This window comes from Paenibacillus sp. FSL R5-0887 (genome assembly GCF_038002305.1).
Classification (GTDB): domain Bacteria; phylum Bacillota; class Bacilli; order Paenibacillales; family Paenibacillaceae; genus Paenibacillus_AQ; species Paenibacillus_AQ odorifer.
Map to the genome: position 1 here is coordinate 3,686,566 of NZ_JBBOCE010000001.1, position 14,877 is coordinate 3,701,442.

The 14,877-nt window shown below is 46.5% G+C and carries 12 protein-coding genes and 1 pseudogene; 2 read left to right on the forward strand and 11 right to left on the reverse strand.

Annotated elements, in window-relative coordinates; all coding sequences use genetic code 11:
* Positions 1 to 29: 29 nt before the first annotated feature.
* Complete coding sequence (locus MKY14_RS16495) at positions 30 to 290, forward strand: hypothetical protein (protein ID WP_340976910.1); 261 nt, start codon at positions 30 to 32, stop codon at positions 288 to 290.
* 309 nt (positions 291 to 599) lie between these two features.
* On the opposite strand, the gene MKY14_RS16500 is transcribed toward MKY14_RS16495, so the two are convergent.
* The 4 genes from MKY14_RS16500 to MKY14_RS16515 all read right to left on the reverse strand — a co-directional run bounded on the left by MKY14_RS16500 (position 600) and on the right by MKY14_RS16515 (position 4,738).
* Positions 600 to 2,072, reverse strand: a complete 1,473-nt coding sequence (locus MKY14_RS16500) for a glycosyltransferase family 4 protein (RefSeq protein WP_340976911.1) — start codon at positions 2,070 to 2,072, stop codon at positions 600 to 602.
* A gap of 171 nt (positions 2,073 to 2,243) precedes the next feature.
* The gene (locus tag MKY14_RS16505; protein WP_175619029.1) at positions 2,244 to 2,414 is read right to left on the reverse strand and encodes a hypothetical protein; all 171 of its coding nucleotides are present in this window, start codon (positions 2,412 to 2,414) and stop codon (positions 2,244 to 2,246) included.
* A gap of 53 nt (positions 2,415 to 2,467) precedes the next feature.
* Positions 2,468 to 3,583, reverse strand: a complete 1,116-nt coding sequence (locus MKY14_RS16510) for a CgeB family protein (RefSeq protein ID WP_076134266.1) — start codon at positions 3,581 to 3,583, stop codon at positions 2,468 to 2,470.
* Positions 3,584 to 3,637: 54 nt separating this feature from the next.
* Positions 3,638 to 4,738: a CgeB family protein gene (locus MKY14_RS16515; RefSeq protein ID WP_340012766.1), complete on the reverse strand. Its 1,101-nt coding sequence runs from the start codon at positions 4,736 to 4,738 to the stop codon at positions 3,638 to 3,640.
* Positions 4,739 to 4,991: 253 nt separating this feature from the next.
* Between MKY14_RS16515 and MKY14_RS16520 the strand changes: the two genes are divergently transcribed.
* Positions 4,992 to 5,744, forward strand: coding sequence for an AAA family ATPase (locus tag MKY14_RS16520; protein WP_076130435.1), 753 nt, complete (start codon positions 4,992 to 4,994; stop codon positions 5,742 to 5,744).
* 325 nt (positions 5,745 to 6,069) lie between these two features.
* Here the strand turns inward: MKY14_RS16520 and MKY14_RS16525 are convergent, their stop codons facing one another.
* The 7 genes and pseudogenes from MKY14_RS16525 to MKY14_RS16555 all read right to left on the reverse strand — a co-directional run bounded on the left by MKY14_RS16525 (position 6,070) and on the right by MKY14_RS16555 (position 14,834).
* Entirely contained in the window at positions 6,070 to 6,984 is a 915-nt protein-coding gene (locus MKY14_RS16525) for a phosphotransferase (RefSeq protein ID WP_076130436.1), read from the reverse strand.
* Between the two features lie 26 nt (positions 6,985 to 7,010).
* A pseudogene (locus MKY14_RS16530) lies at positions 7,011 to 7,915 on the reverse strand (IS1595 family transposase); the annotation flags it as partial.
* Positions 7,916 to 8,088: 173 nt separating this feature from the next.
* A complete protein-coding gene (gene wsfD / locus MKY14_RS16535; protein WP_340976912.1) occupies positions 8,089 to 9,504 on the reverse strand; it encodes a glycan biosynthesis hexose transferase WsfD in 1,416 nt (471 codons plus the stop codon).
* Positions 9,505 to 9,512: 8 nt separating this feature from the next.
* Positions 9,513 to 11,411 carry an LTA synthase family protein gene (locus MKY14_RS16540; protein ID WP_340976913.1) on the reverse strand — a complete coding sequence of 633 codons (1,899 nt, stop codon included), beginning with the start codon at positions 11,409 to 11,411 and terminating at the stop codon, positions 9,513 to 9,515.
* A 206-nt stretch (positions 11,412 to 11,617) separates the two neighbouring features.
* Positions 11,618 to 12,784 (reverse strand): hypothetical protein, encoded by a 1,167-nt coding sequence (locus MKY14_RS16545; protein WP_340976914.1) that lies wholly within the window; start codon positions 12,782 to 12,784, stop codon positions 11,618 to 11,620.
* Positions 12,784 to 13,356 carry an RNA polymerase sigma factor gene (locus MKY14_RS16550; protein WP_340976915.1) on the reverse strand — a complete coding sequence of 191 codons (573 nt, stop codon included), beginning with the start codon at positions 13,354 to 13,356 and terminating at the stop codon, positions 12,784 to 12,786. Before MKY14_RS16550 ends, MKY14_RS16545 begins: the two co-directional genes overlap by 1 nt.
* 140 nt (positions 13,357 to 13,496) lie before the next feature.
* A complete protein-coding gene (locus MKY14_RS16555) occupies positions 13,497 to 14,834 on the reverse strand; it encodes a 5'-deoxyadenosine deaminase (protein ID WP_340976917.1) in 1,338 nt (445 codons plus the stop codon).
* Positions 14,835 to 14,877 lie beyond the last annotated feature (43 nt).

Genomic DNA, 14,877 nt, shown 5'->3' on the forward strand with positions numbered 1-14,877 from the left:
ACTGTGCTCTGGTTGCTGGATTGAGATCATTGAGCGGGAAATGTACCGTTCATTTGGCTCTGGTTGCTGGATTGAGCTCATTTAGCGGGATTTATACCGCTCATTTGGCTCAGGTTGCTGGAATGAGATCAATAAGCGGGATTTATACCGCTCATTGGGCTCAAGTTGCTGGAATGAGCTCTTTTTGCGGGATTTATACCGTTCTTTGGGCTCATCTAGCTAAATTCGCTGCATTCAAGGGCATAACTGCCTCTCTTTGCGCTCAGCTTGCCGAATTCGACGCATTCTAGGGCATTTATGCCTCTCTTTGCGTTCAGATTACCGAATTCGACGCATTCTAGGGCAGATTTGCCCCTCTTTGCACTCGGCTAGCTGAATTCGACGCATTCTAGGGCAGATATGCCTCTCTTTGCGCTCAGCTAGCTGAATTCGACGAAATCTAGGGCAGATATGCCTTTCTTTGCACTCAGCTAGCTGAATTCGACGAAATCTAGGGCAGATATGCCTTTCTTTGCACTCAGCTAGCTGAATTCGACGAAATCTAGGGCAGATATGCCTCTCTTTGCGCTCAGCCTGCCGGTTCGCTGCAATCGAGGCATTTACGCCGCGCGCCGCCGTCCACCGCGGCGGGCCCGGCGGCGCTTGCCCCCGGCGGTGCTGCGCCGCCGGGCAGAACCTTTACGCCGCTTGCGAGCAACGCGGCGCAAAACCAACGGGCGCCCGCTTCGCCGGCGCGCCCGGGCTTTGCCGCGCCGCTTGCGGGCGACGCGGCTCGGCAGGCCCTTGCTTCGCGGCGGCAAAGCCGGCGACGCTGCGGGTAAATCAGGCTGGACAGCGGGTGGTTCCACCACCACCACGCTGTCAGCCTCGTGCACCGCAGGTGCGCTGCAATAGCGGAGGTTCCACATCTCCGCAAGACCCTGCAGGCGGCTCCGATAAGCCGCCGGACCATAGACGGCGTCGACGCGCTCCCGCGCTTGACTGCCTAGAGTTAACGCCAGTCCCGGCTGCGCCAGCATGACGTTGACTCTTTCTGCCAGCGCGGAAATGTCCGATGCTGGCACGAGATTTTCGCCACAGCCCGCTGCGTGCAGAATTTCCCGCAAGCCCCCAGAGTCGTAAGCGATCACGGGCTTTCCAAAAGCCATTCCTTCCAAAGCAGTCATACCGAAGCCTTCGCGGATCAGACTAGGAACCACTAGCACATCCATGGCGCAATAGGCAGATGGAAGACATTCAGCATAACCAACAAATTTAAACCGGGTATACAGTCCCTCAAGCTTTACCTTGCGAACACAACGCTCATAATAGCTTTTATCGCCAGCTGACCCAATGACAACAAATTTCGAGCTTGGATGAACCGCGTGCACAAGCACAGCCATTTTCACAAAATGTTCTAGACCTTTTTCTTTGTTGATAAAAGAAGAAATATAACCGATCAGCTGTTCATGCGGTTTAACCCGCAATTCCCGCCGCCGTTCGCTCCGAAGCTTGCTCCAAGCCTCAATCATCATCTCTTTATCATTCCAAGAGGGAGGCAGCTGGATCACTTTTTCCGCTCTCACGTCCTCTGGAAAGCAAGCTGCAGCTGTTTGTGAAATAGCTAGTATCTCATCACTATTCCGAAGAATCAGCCCTACACTAATAGGTGTATATTCATTGTCTGTTATCGTCTCTGATATTTTCCATATCACCGGAATGCCCAGTGACTTTGCAGCCATTGCTGGCAGAGCATGCACACAGGTACTTGTAATAACAAACGCCGGGCGCAGGGAATTCAGCCAGTCTGTTAATTCGTGATACTCCCTGCTTTCCTGGAATTTCTGAGCATCTGCCTCCAACCCTGCATAAGGAGTGTACATTCCATATAAAAGAGGAATCGAAAGCAACTGTACACTTATTCCACAGCTTCGAGCCTGAGAAGTCAGCTTGCCGTCCTGAGGCGCAACGAGAATACAATTAAAGTACGGAGAAAGCTCCTGAGCGAAAAACAACAATAGCTTCTCCGCTCCCGTAATACTGCGTGTATTGGATACATGTGAAAAGAGGACGATTGTAGCTTTGTCAGCCATGGCGTTTCGGCGCTCCCTAACGAGGGGCCTGGAGCAGCCATTCACCTCCTTAAAAAATTTACAAACTTTGCGCTAAGTTCTATCCTTCGCAGTAAAACTCTCTTTGAAAATGGTCGCTCCTGTGACTCGCAACATCGCTTCCGCTTCGCTCTAGAATCTCGTCAGTCAATTTCAATTCGCTCCCGAGCTTCGCCCCTTCACTTCCACTCTGCTCTCGAATCTAGCCAGTCGCTTCCGCTCCGCTATACAAGCCCGCTCCAGACGTTGCTTCTTTTCATCAGGCCACAGGCATAAGCTGAGGTTCGGTTCTACAGTATATCGAGGAAAAACAGATGCCGGCACGACACCTGTCCCCTGGTAAGCGCACATTTCCGTTCCATTTCCGGGCATATGACCTAGCCATAAATTACTGTTAACAGCTGGTGTATACGTTTGGTGTAGGTGTGATCCTTAAGCGTCCGTTCAAAAGCGCGCAGGGCAATCGCACGGCGTTCTTCCTCATGAGTCAGGTAATAACGGATTTTATCCATCATTTCTTGAGGGCTTGCAAAAGTCTCAATTTCTTCACCAGGTTTGTAGAAAGATCCCATATCATCTCTGGCATCCACTAATTGCAGCGTACCCGTAGCCGCGATTTCAAAAGTACGCGGATTAGGAGATACCGCCGGAATCGAAAGCGTATTGTTGTTCACTACTTCATCAATGTGCGAGCGGTGGAGGTTAATGACGATTTTGGATCCGCTGTAAGCTACCGCTGTTTCCTGTGGTGACATCCACTTACCAATCTCAATTCGATCTCCATAGAGTGCCGCCTCAGGCAGACGGTCCCACCAGATGCCGTTAATCACCGTGTTATAGTTCATCAAATCCGGAAGAATCTCACGGAAGAAATTAACCCGGTTCCAATAGGCAGAGCCAATAAAACTAACTTCGCGATTCAATGGTGAACGTGTTGTAGTTGGACGGTAATGCTCGCGGTGAGCGGCAAAAGGAAGATAATGAACTTCAGGGCAGCCAAGTCCCTTATAAAAATCAATACAATTACGCTCAAGCGTGAACACAAAATCGTAATGCGCCACAATTTTAACTGTAAAATCAGTGTAATAAGGATCATCTGTAAGCCAAATGGCTGTCTTAATTCCGCTAGCCCGAAGAACGGAGATCTGCTCAAGCGGTAAATCCATACCATCCAGCACAAGTACCAGATCCGGTCTTTGAGCGGCGGCTAACTCCACTAAGTTTTGACGCACATCTGTTATCGTGACTTGTGTGGTTAATTTTTGCAGCGCGTAGAGGACTGCATCGTCTAATGGAGAGTAGGGATATCCTTTACCAGAAGCCACATACATTACATGAATATTCCGTACAGGAAATACTTCTTCTGGCCGACCATCTAAAATCGCAAGCCGTCCCCGTAAATATCCCTCATCATATCCGCCCTTAAAACCACTCAGACGACCACGAAGCTTTTCTTCCTCTGGAGGTGTCAGTGGTAGCGGTGGTGCAGGCATAATAAATTCATTGTTGTTCATCATCATCCTCGCTCCTTTATCCCGTTATAGATTTCATACACTTGAAGCAATCACATTCAGCAAATGAGGCAAACGCGCAGTGAATGTATGGTTGCGCATGGTTGTCTGTAGTCCCCGTAAAGCGTAAATTCGGCGCTCTTTTTCATGCTTCAGATAGTACTCAATCTTCTCCTGCAATTCCTTAGCAGAGCCAAAAGTATCCAAGTCATAACCTGGCCGATAATAATTGCCCAGATCCTCACGAACATCCGTAAGCTGCATAGTACCGCAGGCACTGATCTCATAAGTACGTGGGTTGATAGAGCGTGATGGTAAACGGAAGCTATTCCGGTTATCCTGCCCCTCCTCCCACGGACGGTGAATATTAATGACTAGCTTTGCACCACTGTAATAGTTCGCAGTTTCCTCAGGTGGGATAAAGCCATTGCTAATAAAAGGGGCAAGCTGGTCATAAGTCGCAAGCCGTTCCCAGAAGCCGCCAGCGATCAGCACCTTCTTATCCCTTAAATAGGGGGCAAGTTCATCAAACAGCGCTGTCCGATTATGAAATGCATTGCCAATAAACACAATGTCGTACTTATACTGCGGTGCCGTACGGCGCGGATAGAACATCTTTGGATTGACGCAAAGCGGTAAATAATGAACGGATGGAACTCCAAAGGATTGATAAAACTCCACACAACCGAGCTCATGCGTAAAGACGTGATCATAATGCCGGCAAATCACTGAAGTATCCTCTGTAAAATAAGGATCATCCACAAACCAGATCGCAGTCCGAATGCCCAGCTTTCTGATTTCTGTAATCTGTTCTAAATGATTTTCCGGAAAAACATGCAGTCCATTCATAACCAGCACTGCCCCGGGCATCTCCCGAGCTGCGGTCTCCAGCATAGTTTCTGGAGTGCTTATCACAAGCTCACTTACAAGCTGCTGAAGCGCCTCAATTACCCCAGTATCGATTGCATGGAACCCTTGAGGAACATACATTAGCTTAAATGGCCGACAGGCTTCGACCTCTACAGTACTCCGACGCTGCACAGCCTCACACATGCCAAGACGATATCCTTCGTGATAACCGTCGCGATAATCTCGCGGACGCTTGTGTTTTCTCCTTTTCGCTTTCACGGCCTTCACCCTGCCCCGTTGTATTCTCAAGACAGTATAACTATATGCGGAGTCAGCACTCGCCTCATGGACATCTGTCATTACTAAAACTAAATTGGCAGATGTACCCTGTCTTTTGCCCGGCTTGCCCGAACCCCGTCAGATTTCATCCACTCGCTGGATGCTGTTATACTATAAAGGTCTAGCTAGAGGCACTAAACTTGTCATCTCTGTCCAATCTGTCCGAAGATGATTACTTTTTGAAATTCACAAGGGGGGAACTATGAATAACACCACATTGTATTTGCGACACGCGGAGCTGCTGCGTGATCTGGTGCCATCCTTTCAAACCTATCCATTTCATCTGCCTGCTGTTCGAACGCTGGATCGCCTGACTTTTCAAAAACCAGTGACCTTTCTTGTTGGAGAGAACGGCACGGGCAAATCAACCTTGTTAGAGGGAATTGCTGCTGCTTGGGGCTTTAACCCTGAGGGTGGAACGCTAAACTTTTCTTTTAACACTCGTTCCTCGCATTCGAATCTTTATGAGTATTTTAGAATTGCTAGAGGGGTTAGACGGCCGAAGGACGGCTTTTTTCTGCGTGCGGAGAGTTACTATAATGTGGCATCTTATATTGATGAGTTGGATGAACAACCCGGTGGCCCACCGATCAAAGACTCCTACGGAGGCAAATCTCTGCATGAGCAGTCCCACGGAGAGTCTTTTTTAGCTACATTCGTTCACCGTTTCGGCGGCCGCGGCCTTTATATCCTCGATGAGCCTGAAGCAGCGCTTTCCCCCTTACGTCAAATGTCTCTGCTGGTGCGTATGCATGAGCTGGTCGGACAGGATTCACAGTTCATTATCGCAACTCATTCCCCCATTCTGATGTCCTATCCCGGTGCTGAAATTTTTCTCTTGGAGGGGGAGGGAATACGGTCCGTCGCCTTGGAGGAAACCGAACATTATACCGTGACCAAAGCGTTTATGAACGATCGTCAAGGGATGTTGCGTGAGTTATTTGAAGATGAATAAGCATACACGACTTCGACGTCCCTTTAAGGACGGTAAGCGTTTAAGCGAGAAATATAAGGATAATTTACAACATGGAACATATAAATTCTTATATTATAGGCTATGTTAAATTCTAATGTTGATATTTGACCATAAGAAAACCGCCTTCGTTGAAAAGGCGGTTTATTGCTATCGTGTCCCGTTAGCGCAACGACTTACTCTGTTGAATTTCGTGTTCCTCAACATAAAGCGGCATCAGAGAAGGCGGATCGTACCTTATCGCGGCCTTTAAACGACAAAATGGTGCCGATAGCCATAGCCCCATAGCCGCAACGAAATAATAAGCCTAATCCGACAGTGCCCGCATGATGTTGGATTTCGCCTCTGCCGCAATTGCTTCATTCCCGTCATCGACCGCTTGCATTAAGATCAGTATGGGGATGTATACCGCGATTAGCCGCGCCAGCAGCTTCGTTTCCTCGTCCGCTCCTCCGTACGTTTCGAAAAACACGCCGCGAGCGTAAGGTGGTAAAAAGCTATAAGCAACGCTCAAATCGCAAGCCGGATGGCCTACGCTCAGATCGCCCCAATCAATGATGCCGGAAACGATCCCGTTCTCATTCACAAGCATATTTTTGAAATGAAGATCGCCATGTAGCAGTGCATTCACCGCCTCGACACGGTCCTTTTTCAGCCTGCTAATATACGCTTCGATCACACCGGACTCCTCCGGCGACAAGTGTTCAACCACCTTCGATAGAAAGCCCTCCAATTTCACTTTGCGCGATGCTATGTCCGTCAAGTTTCGATGATCTTGCTGAACTCCGCACTCCAGCGCCGCCTGCACCGGAAACTCATGCAATCTCCGCAAAAATTTCGCCAGCGTCTCTGCCGATAAAGCCCGGCGTTCTTCCGTCAAACCGATTGGGAAATCTCCTAGCACGTAGTCATAGCCAAGAAATGGTGCCGGGTATTCGTCACTTGCTTCGCCATAAAACAACGGTTTCGGATAGGGGATGGTTATATATGTCTCCAGCTTTGGCAGCAGCTTCCCTTCCATACGAATCGAGCCAACTGCAATCGTTCTTCTTGGAAACCGGAACACGTACTCGTCACCGATGAGAAAAACCGTATTGTCCCAGCCCCAGCCCAATCGCTTCACTTGCTTCGATGACAGCTGAGGGAATTGTCTGCCGATCAGCGTCCGCGCCTGCTCTTCGTTAACCTCCCACTCCGCATCCCATACATTCGTTCCTCCCATGAATTGTCTGCCTCCTCGTTCCTTACGTTATTTAGATGTTTACATTCCCTAAAAGTGAAGCGATCCATCCATTTCTTCAAGCGGCTGTGGTAGCTGTTTACGTTTTGGATATGGTACACGCCTTTCACACGTTGTTTTCCGTCGGACTTGAATCGGTAATGAGTCATGCCTTTTGAATTCGCATAAGAGCTAAATGCCCTCCATGAATCAGTGCATAACACGTTTGAGTCAGATAGATGACCACCAATCGCTTCGTCTAATTTTGTAATCCGAATACGTCCACGCCCAAGTACGCCAGAGTAAGTCATTTTCTGACGGTCACGGGCAACCAGCACGCACACTTGATCGTGGCTTATACCACGATATTTCGCTTTGCCGCCACGTTTACGTGGCTTGCGTTCGGTAATATTCCGCTTGCCCTTTTCCGAGTAAAGAAAGTAGGTCTCGTCCATTTCAACAATATCTTGAAATGCTTCGGTTGGAATCTGCTTCAGAGCGGAAAGAATCTTATACCGCTAGTAAAACAAGGTGACATGCGTGACTTCATCGTTTAACTGCTCTGCACATTTTCTCAGAGAAAAGCCCTCAATCATGCATTCGATATAACGAACCCACATATGAGGTCGCCTCATTCGTTGCAGAGGGGTGTTCGTAAGGTCATTGAATGTTTGGCGACAGGACTTACAACGGTAACGTTGACGTTTAACCTCTCCAGTGCGTGTTCTTACAGCCTACTTTCCAAATCGAACAACAGAATGGTTTTTGCAATGCGGGCAAACAAGTCCATCTTTATGCTTCTGCTCTTGAATTTCATCAATTGCTCGAACTGGAAGTGCCACTCCCTTGGTTCGGGACTGCAAAAAGTAGATAAGTTCTCGCTTACCATTATCGTCCAACGTATCAGCAGCTTTTTCAGTTCCTTTAAATCCATGGGCAAATCATCTCCGAACAGTTATATCGCCCTTATTATAGAACGTTTGTTCGTAATTATGGAATATCAACAACAAAGTTTAACATAGCCATATTTTTAAAAAAACAGCAGGTCTCCAAATCGGAAACTTGCTGTTTGCTTTGTGTTATTTTGTGTTTGATAGGTTCTTGAAATTAGTGTCTCGCAATCCCCGTCAGCTTGTGAACAATCCATCCAAACATGACTACAACCATCATATCGAAGCACACATTAAACAAGAATAAATGCTTACCGATGTCAGCCCTTCCGTCCCCAAGAATCGGAACCAAGAAGGAGAAAATCCCTATTAGCCCTAGCAGCATCAGCAGCTCGCCGGCAACTTTGCCACGAATATCTCTGCTGCGGAAATACTGGAACAAGGCTCCCGCAAAATACACCAGATAGAATATGGAGAGAAATCCGAGCGTGTGCGGAATATGTTTGTTTTTGAATTGGCTCCATGCACTGTAAGTATAGGATAATGCACCTGCTGGTTTATTCTCGCTTTTCTCATAGTTTCCTAGATAATACGGGCGAATCGCCATGCTGTTACTCGCAGCATATTTCATATTATCTATCAACCGGTCCGGATGCTTCAGATAGAAGAACAATACATCTTTATGAGATACACGGTCATAGAAGTCCGGAACCAGCGAAGGATCATCCTGCTTAATCACTGTATCGGTCTGAAAATAATTTGTACCCGCCAGTACCTCCAGCCGCTCCGGCAATCCGAGATCCTGCAAGTCTCCCTTCACATCCGGCGATTCGTTTAGAATCCCAAAAAACACCGTTTGATACAGATTAATATGCTTCAGATCTTTTGGCGCTGCCACATACAAAACGATGGATACAAGAAAGATGGCAATCGAAAAACGTAACGCCAGCTTCCTCCATTTGCCCTCTCCGTCAAGCATCATAAACCGCAAGAAAATCAGTGCAAAGGCAATCCCAATCGGTGCATTCTGGATTTTGGAGGTGACCAGAAACAGAATCGCGATAAAAAATAAGGTTAATCCTTTAGTGGTTGGCTTCTCTTGGCTGGTTAATCTTAATCCTAATGCAAATGTCAGCAGCATAAACACCATCGACACTGGTTCTCCAAACAAGGAGTTGAAATAGGCCACATACCCGATATCGTAAAATACAAATAAGATAGCTGCTCCCAACAGCAGCCCTGTAACATAAGAGCCACGAGCATTATACTTCACCAGCAGCCAAGTTGCCGCCAGTAAAAGAAGCCCATAAACTGCACCCAGCAAACGAACATCAAAAAAGCTGCCATGGATGAGCCCGCCGATCAATCTCGGCACAAGTACTATTAAAATCTGTGAGGAAGGATAAAAACCTCTAAATAAATTTTCATAAGCAAAACTGGAATGACTAAAATTGAAAAACTGGTCGGCATACGATGCTCCAGTGTCATAGTAGTTCAGACCGATGGTATTCATCATACGCAAAAAATCTCCGTTATCGGCAACACCAATAAAAGGCCCTACGAATAGCAAATAAATAATGATACCGCAGCCGGCAAGGCCTACGAGATACTCTGGTTTCCAGAACTTTTTCATGATTCCCCCTATCTCTGTGGTAACAGCTTCACATATTCGTCGGACAAATTCATTAGCTTCAAAATATACTCATAATCAGTCTGATATTTTGTGAAATCCGATACTGGCTTAAGCGTATCCAGCGACACAGCTTTACCATCAGCAAAATCTTTACCAGGCACATAGAGAATATCATCATTAAAGAAAGAACCAGAAGGCAAATAATACCGCATTCCTAACACATTACGATCAATGTTCAAGAGATCATGACCAAATGCTGTATAACCTTCTTCTTTTAAAGAAACCCCCAATAGGTTAGCTATCGTAGGAAGAATATCCAACTGTCCACCTGTTCTCTCTACTACCTTCCCTTGCTCCATTCCTGGTACATGTACAATCAATGGAATATTAAAGCGACTGATCCGGGAATCGTATGGAATCCCCAACGCACTTTCTACTTGCTCCGGTGGCACATCCTGCGGCTGCAAGCCAAAATGATCGCCATACATCACCAGCACAGTGTTATCCCACATTCCATTTTTCTTCAAACCCTCTATTAAAGTTCCAATGGCATAATCAGTATAGTTAATAGCAGTCAAATAATCGCCAAACATCGTGTTTTTTAACTCATCAGGCACTGAAATCTTCTTAAAAGAGTCCGGAATTTGGAAGGGATGATGGCTGGACGCCGTCACCATTTGTGCGTAGAAAGGAGTTCCTTTCTTCTGCAGCTCTGCCAATTTCTCGACACCCGTAATATAAAGCTGTTCATCGGAAGCACCAAACGCATTAAAATGATCATTGGTAAAATAATCTTTATCATAATAGCCGTTAAATCCAAGTGCAGGATATAGCTCATTCCGATTCCAAAAGCCCACTTGATTCACGTGAAAGGTGTACGCCTCATATCCTTTATCTCTCAGCAGACGTGGTAGGCTCGGCAGTTCTCTGTCCCCGAATCCAGTGGACATTGCCAAGGTCCCGATTGGATAAATCGACGTGTTGCTCATAAATTCAGCGTCAGAAGTATTGCCCGGACCAATCTGCTGGTAGACATGGGGGAAGTAAAATCCCTCATCTGCCAACTTGTTCAACACTGGAGTCAGCTCTTGACCCTTCAGGGATTGATGCAGCGGGAAGTTTTGGAAAGCTTCCATTTGGATGACAATTACATTTTTGCCCTTTTGCGAGCCAAAATAATCAGGTGCTGTGCCCGCGGCCTTACTACTATAAGGATAGGAAGCTTGCAGTTCATCAATCTTCGCGATGGTATCCTTAATATCTCCGGTTCCAATGAGATTGTTATCTTCCTTGACCTTAATTGCGGCAACGACCTCATAATTCAGGAATCCGGCACTTTCTGCCTGCACAAGCTCATTTGTAATTCCCCGCGCAGAATTGACAGAATTGGCCGATAAAGCAAAACCTCCAAGAATAGCCACCAGAATCACCATCATATGTGCCAATCGTGTGTTCCGGGAGCTGAATCGCTCACGCTCACGCGGATAGGCTTTTCCATGCTTCCATCTGCGGATCAAGACATACATTGCCATGATCACAAAATCAGCGAAAAATAAATAATCAATAGTCTGTATCGTTGATTCTACGCTTGCCTTCACTTGAAATACCTGATTCAGTTCATATAAAGCCAGATACGTAGGAACAGAACCAAAGTGATTGAAATATACACTGGCTGCGAACAGCAGCAGCGATAATATCCCGTTAAATGTCCAATAGACAGCTGTTCTCACCCGCGAAGGAGTAATGACCGTCAGTATCCCCATGATGAAGAGGACTGGAGCAACATCTGCTGCAATCCATTCCCAAGCAATTCTATCAAAGAACAGCACTCTCAGCAGGAGCAGCTTCAACCATAGCAGCAGGACAACAATATAGAACTGAGCTCGATTCGGCCCGTGCTTTTTCACGTTTTAATCCCCTCTTACCTTTTCATTTGTTCTGATTATGAACTCTATTCATCTTTTCTGTAAAATATCAGATTGTTCTAGTATAACAATACTTACTTTTTTTATCAAAAATGTGCACCTTTCGCTCCCACTACAAATAGGGAAATCCCACGCCTTTTCGGCTGTGGAACCTCCCTATTTAAGCCTATTATGTTATGCCTTTCAATCTAAGACTGGCTTGCTGGCAAATCCTCTTTTACCTTCCAGATCGTTAAATCACTATCATAATATACAGTGATCTCAGGACTGCCAAGCTTATGAAAGGTGAGATTCCCGGGCTCCTGATCTCTTTTAAGCAAGCTATATTCGCCCACATCAGCAACGCTAAATATCTTAGTCAGCAGAGGTGCTGCCTTCTCACGTAGTCGATCCCCATCAATTAGAGACAGCTCCCGGTCTAATACCGTTAGTTGTTTGGGATCTGTTTTATCACTAGCACGAGGATTTGTATCACTAATCTGCTCAATCCTTCTAGTAACAGTATCGAACGTAACCGAAACCTTTGATCCGTATTGCAGCGTAAGCGTATCCTGATCCTTGTCCATAGCCCGAAATACTAAACTAAGCTCTTCATCACCTCCGTTACCTCTCAACACCTTCAATGCCTCTTCCCCAGCTTGACGCATCTCTTCTGAAACCGTCGAGGCCTCAAGCGTGGCTGATGCGTAATCGAATTCACCATTTACAAATCCGATACGCCATTTCTCCGCCCTAAAGTTATTCTCAATTTTCACGCCAGAATGTTGTGTAACATCATATTCAACGTATCTGAGCACTTCATAAGCTGAATCATTCGCATAACCCAGTTTGCCCTTGATCTCTTCCGCACGGGTATTCATTTCAGCGTCGATCTCCGCAGCTGTCAGAATCCTACTCATCTTCGTTTGCACCAGTTCTCCTGTCTCATAATTGATCCAGATATATGCGGAGTCCTCACCTTTCTGGTAAGAGTAAAATATCTGCTGTTGCTCCTTAAGCCATTCCCGGTGATCTAGCGGATAAGTCTTTCCAAGTAAACTCTGCATCACCTGATCTGCGTTCCGCTGTAGCTCAGCCTCCGTGAAATGCGACGAAACCTCAGTTTGCGCAGGGTTGCTTGATTCATTACCGAGGAACCTTCCGTTCAGAAAGAATACACCTAAGCCCAACAATACAATAAAACTCGCCACAGCCAACAATTGCACAGGCAGTCTTTTTCCTGAGTAAGATTTCGCTCCCTGTTGATCTTCTTGAATTCGGCGAATGACGTTGTCTGCATGCCTCATAGTAAACTTTTCATTTCCAAAAGGTCCTTTTCGGGCCTGAGCATACCATTCCGGTTTATGATCCTCCATCATTCTACCCCCTTTAATTTGTTCTGAATTTTTTGCCGCGCTCGGTGCAATCTTGATTTTACCGTTCCGTGACTCAAGTTCATCAGTTCAGCTATTTCTTTTATAGAGAGCTCATATTTCAAATCCAGGACCAATATTTCGCGCAGCTTTGGAGACAATGCCATAATTAGATCCCATATCTCACCAATGGACTGATTACCCAAATACTCCATCTCCGCAGATCGGGCTACGCCAAGAGGTTCGATAGTTTTTTCCCGCTGCTCCACATCAACCGTGGACAATGGCTGTACACCACCCCATAAGCCCGAACGAAAAAAGCGCGATTTCCGGTGCGAAAAAACAGTATTCCTGGCAATCGTAAGCAACCATGCTTTAAATGAAGAATTCCCCCGGTACGTTCCAATCCGGTAATAACATTTAATGAATACTTCTTGAGCCAGATCATCGGCTTGTTCAGAATTTTTGGTAAGATAATAGATATAATTCCATATATCCTCTCCGTAACGGCTCATGATTTCTCTTAGTTGCTGTTCATTCATCGTCTCGCAATGCTGAAGACCTTCCAGTTCCAATTAGCTTCACCTCACTTAATACGACCTCATAAAAGGCACTTTAGTTCCCTTATGTTCATATTTTCTCATAAAAAAACAGGGGGTCCAGTGATGATCCCCTGCGAATGATAAGATATCCGAATCCGAATCGACCTCTCCCCTCAAACGATCGAGGTATGCGTGAGTAATCTTTTAATAGAACGGTTAGCTTCATTTAGTACAATATCTTTATCCACAGTCTTTAGCAAACCTCTTTCCATCACGATCTCCCCGTCGATTATCGTTGTCTCCACATCTGCCCGCGTAGCGGAATATACAATTCTAGAGATGGGATCTACGTCGTAAGAGGGGAAGGTATGAAAATTGTAGAGATTCAGGAGCACTAGATCTGCTTTTTTGCCTACCTCGATACTCCCGATCTTATGCTCCATCCCTACGGCCTTCGCCCCACCAATAGTAGCCATACGGAATACACTGCGGGCATCCATGGTTGTGGGTCCGTGATGAGGCTTTTGAATAATCGCCGCCAATCGCATCTCATTAAACATATCCAGATTGTTATTGCATGGAGCGCCATCCGCTCCCAGACTAAGAGAAACATGCTCATGAAGCATCCCTGGTGTGTCGGCAATTCCGGAGGCCAATTTCAGATTGGAACCCGGGCAATGACTTACATGCACCCCTCGATCCCGCAAAATCCGCCGCTCCTCAGCATCCAGCCACACGCAATGCGCCAGTATAAGCCGTTCATTGGCTAATCCTAGATGGTCCAGATAGACGATGTTACGCATGCCAGTCATGGCCTGCACAATCTCAATTTCCCCTAAATTCTCAGACGCATGAGTATGCACCATCACATCGTATCTTGCGGACAGATCTCGCACCTCGGTTAATAAAGGCTCTGTACAGGAAATCACAAAACGTGGAGAAAATGCATACTGAATCCGGCCGTTTCCATAACCATTCCATTTTTCCAGTAGATCGACACTTTCCTGCAAAGAAGATGCGGTATCCTCCTGCAGCGCCTCAGGCACATCTCCCCCTTTTTGATCCATCATCACCTTGCCGGACAAGGCCCGGATTCCACTTTTAGCTATAGCCTGAAACGCAAAATCCGTATGATGGACAGTCTCCATATCCACAATCGTCGTCGTGCCGCTGGTGATCAGTTCGCCGATGCCAAGCATAGCCGAATAATAAAGGGATTCTTCATCATGCGCGGCCTCTAATGGCCAGATTCGTTTGCGCAGCCAATCCATCAGCTCCAGATCGTCCCCTTTACCTCGGAATAACGTCTGGCATAAATGAATATGAGTCTGGATAAAACCCGGAATCAATGTACGGTTCGTAGCATCAATGATCTGCTCGTCACCCTGCGGGATCAGGCCAGTGCCGATTTCAACAATGAGATCATCCTTAATCCGGACATCCCCGTGTATAATTTCCTCTTGCTTGTTCATCGTAATGATTTCGGCATTTTTGATCAAAATATTTCCCATAGCCCTTCTCCCCCTCATTGAGTTAATTCCAGTACAACTTCAC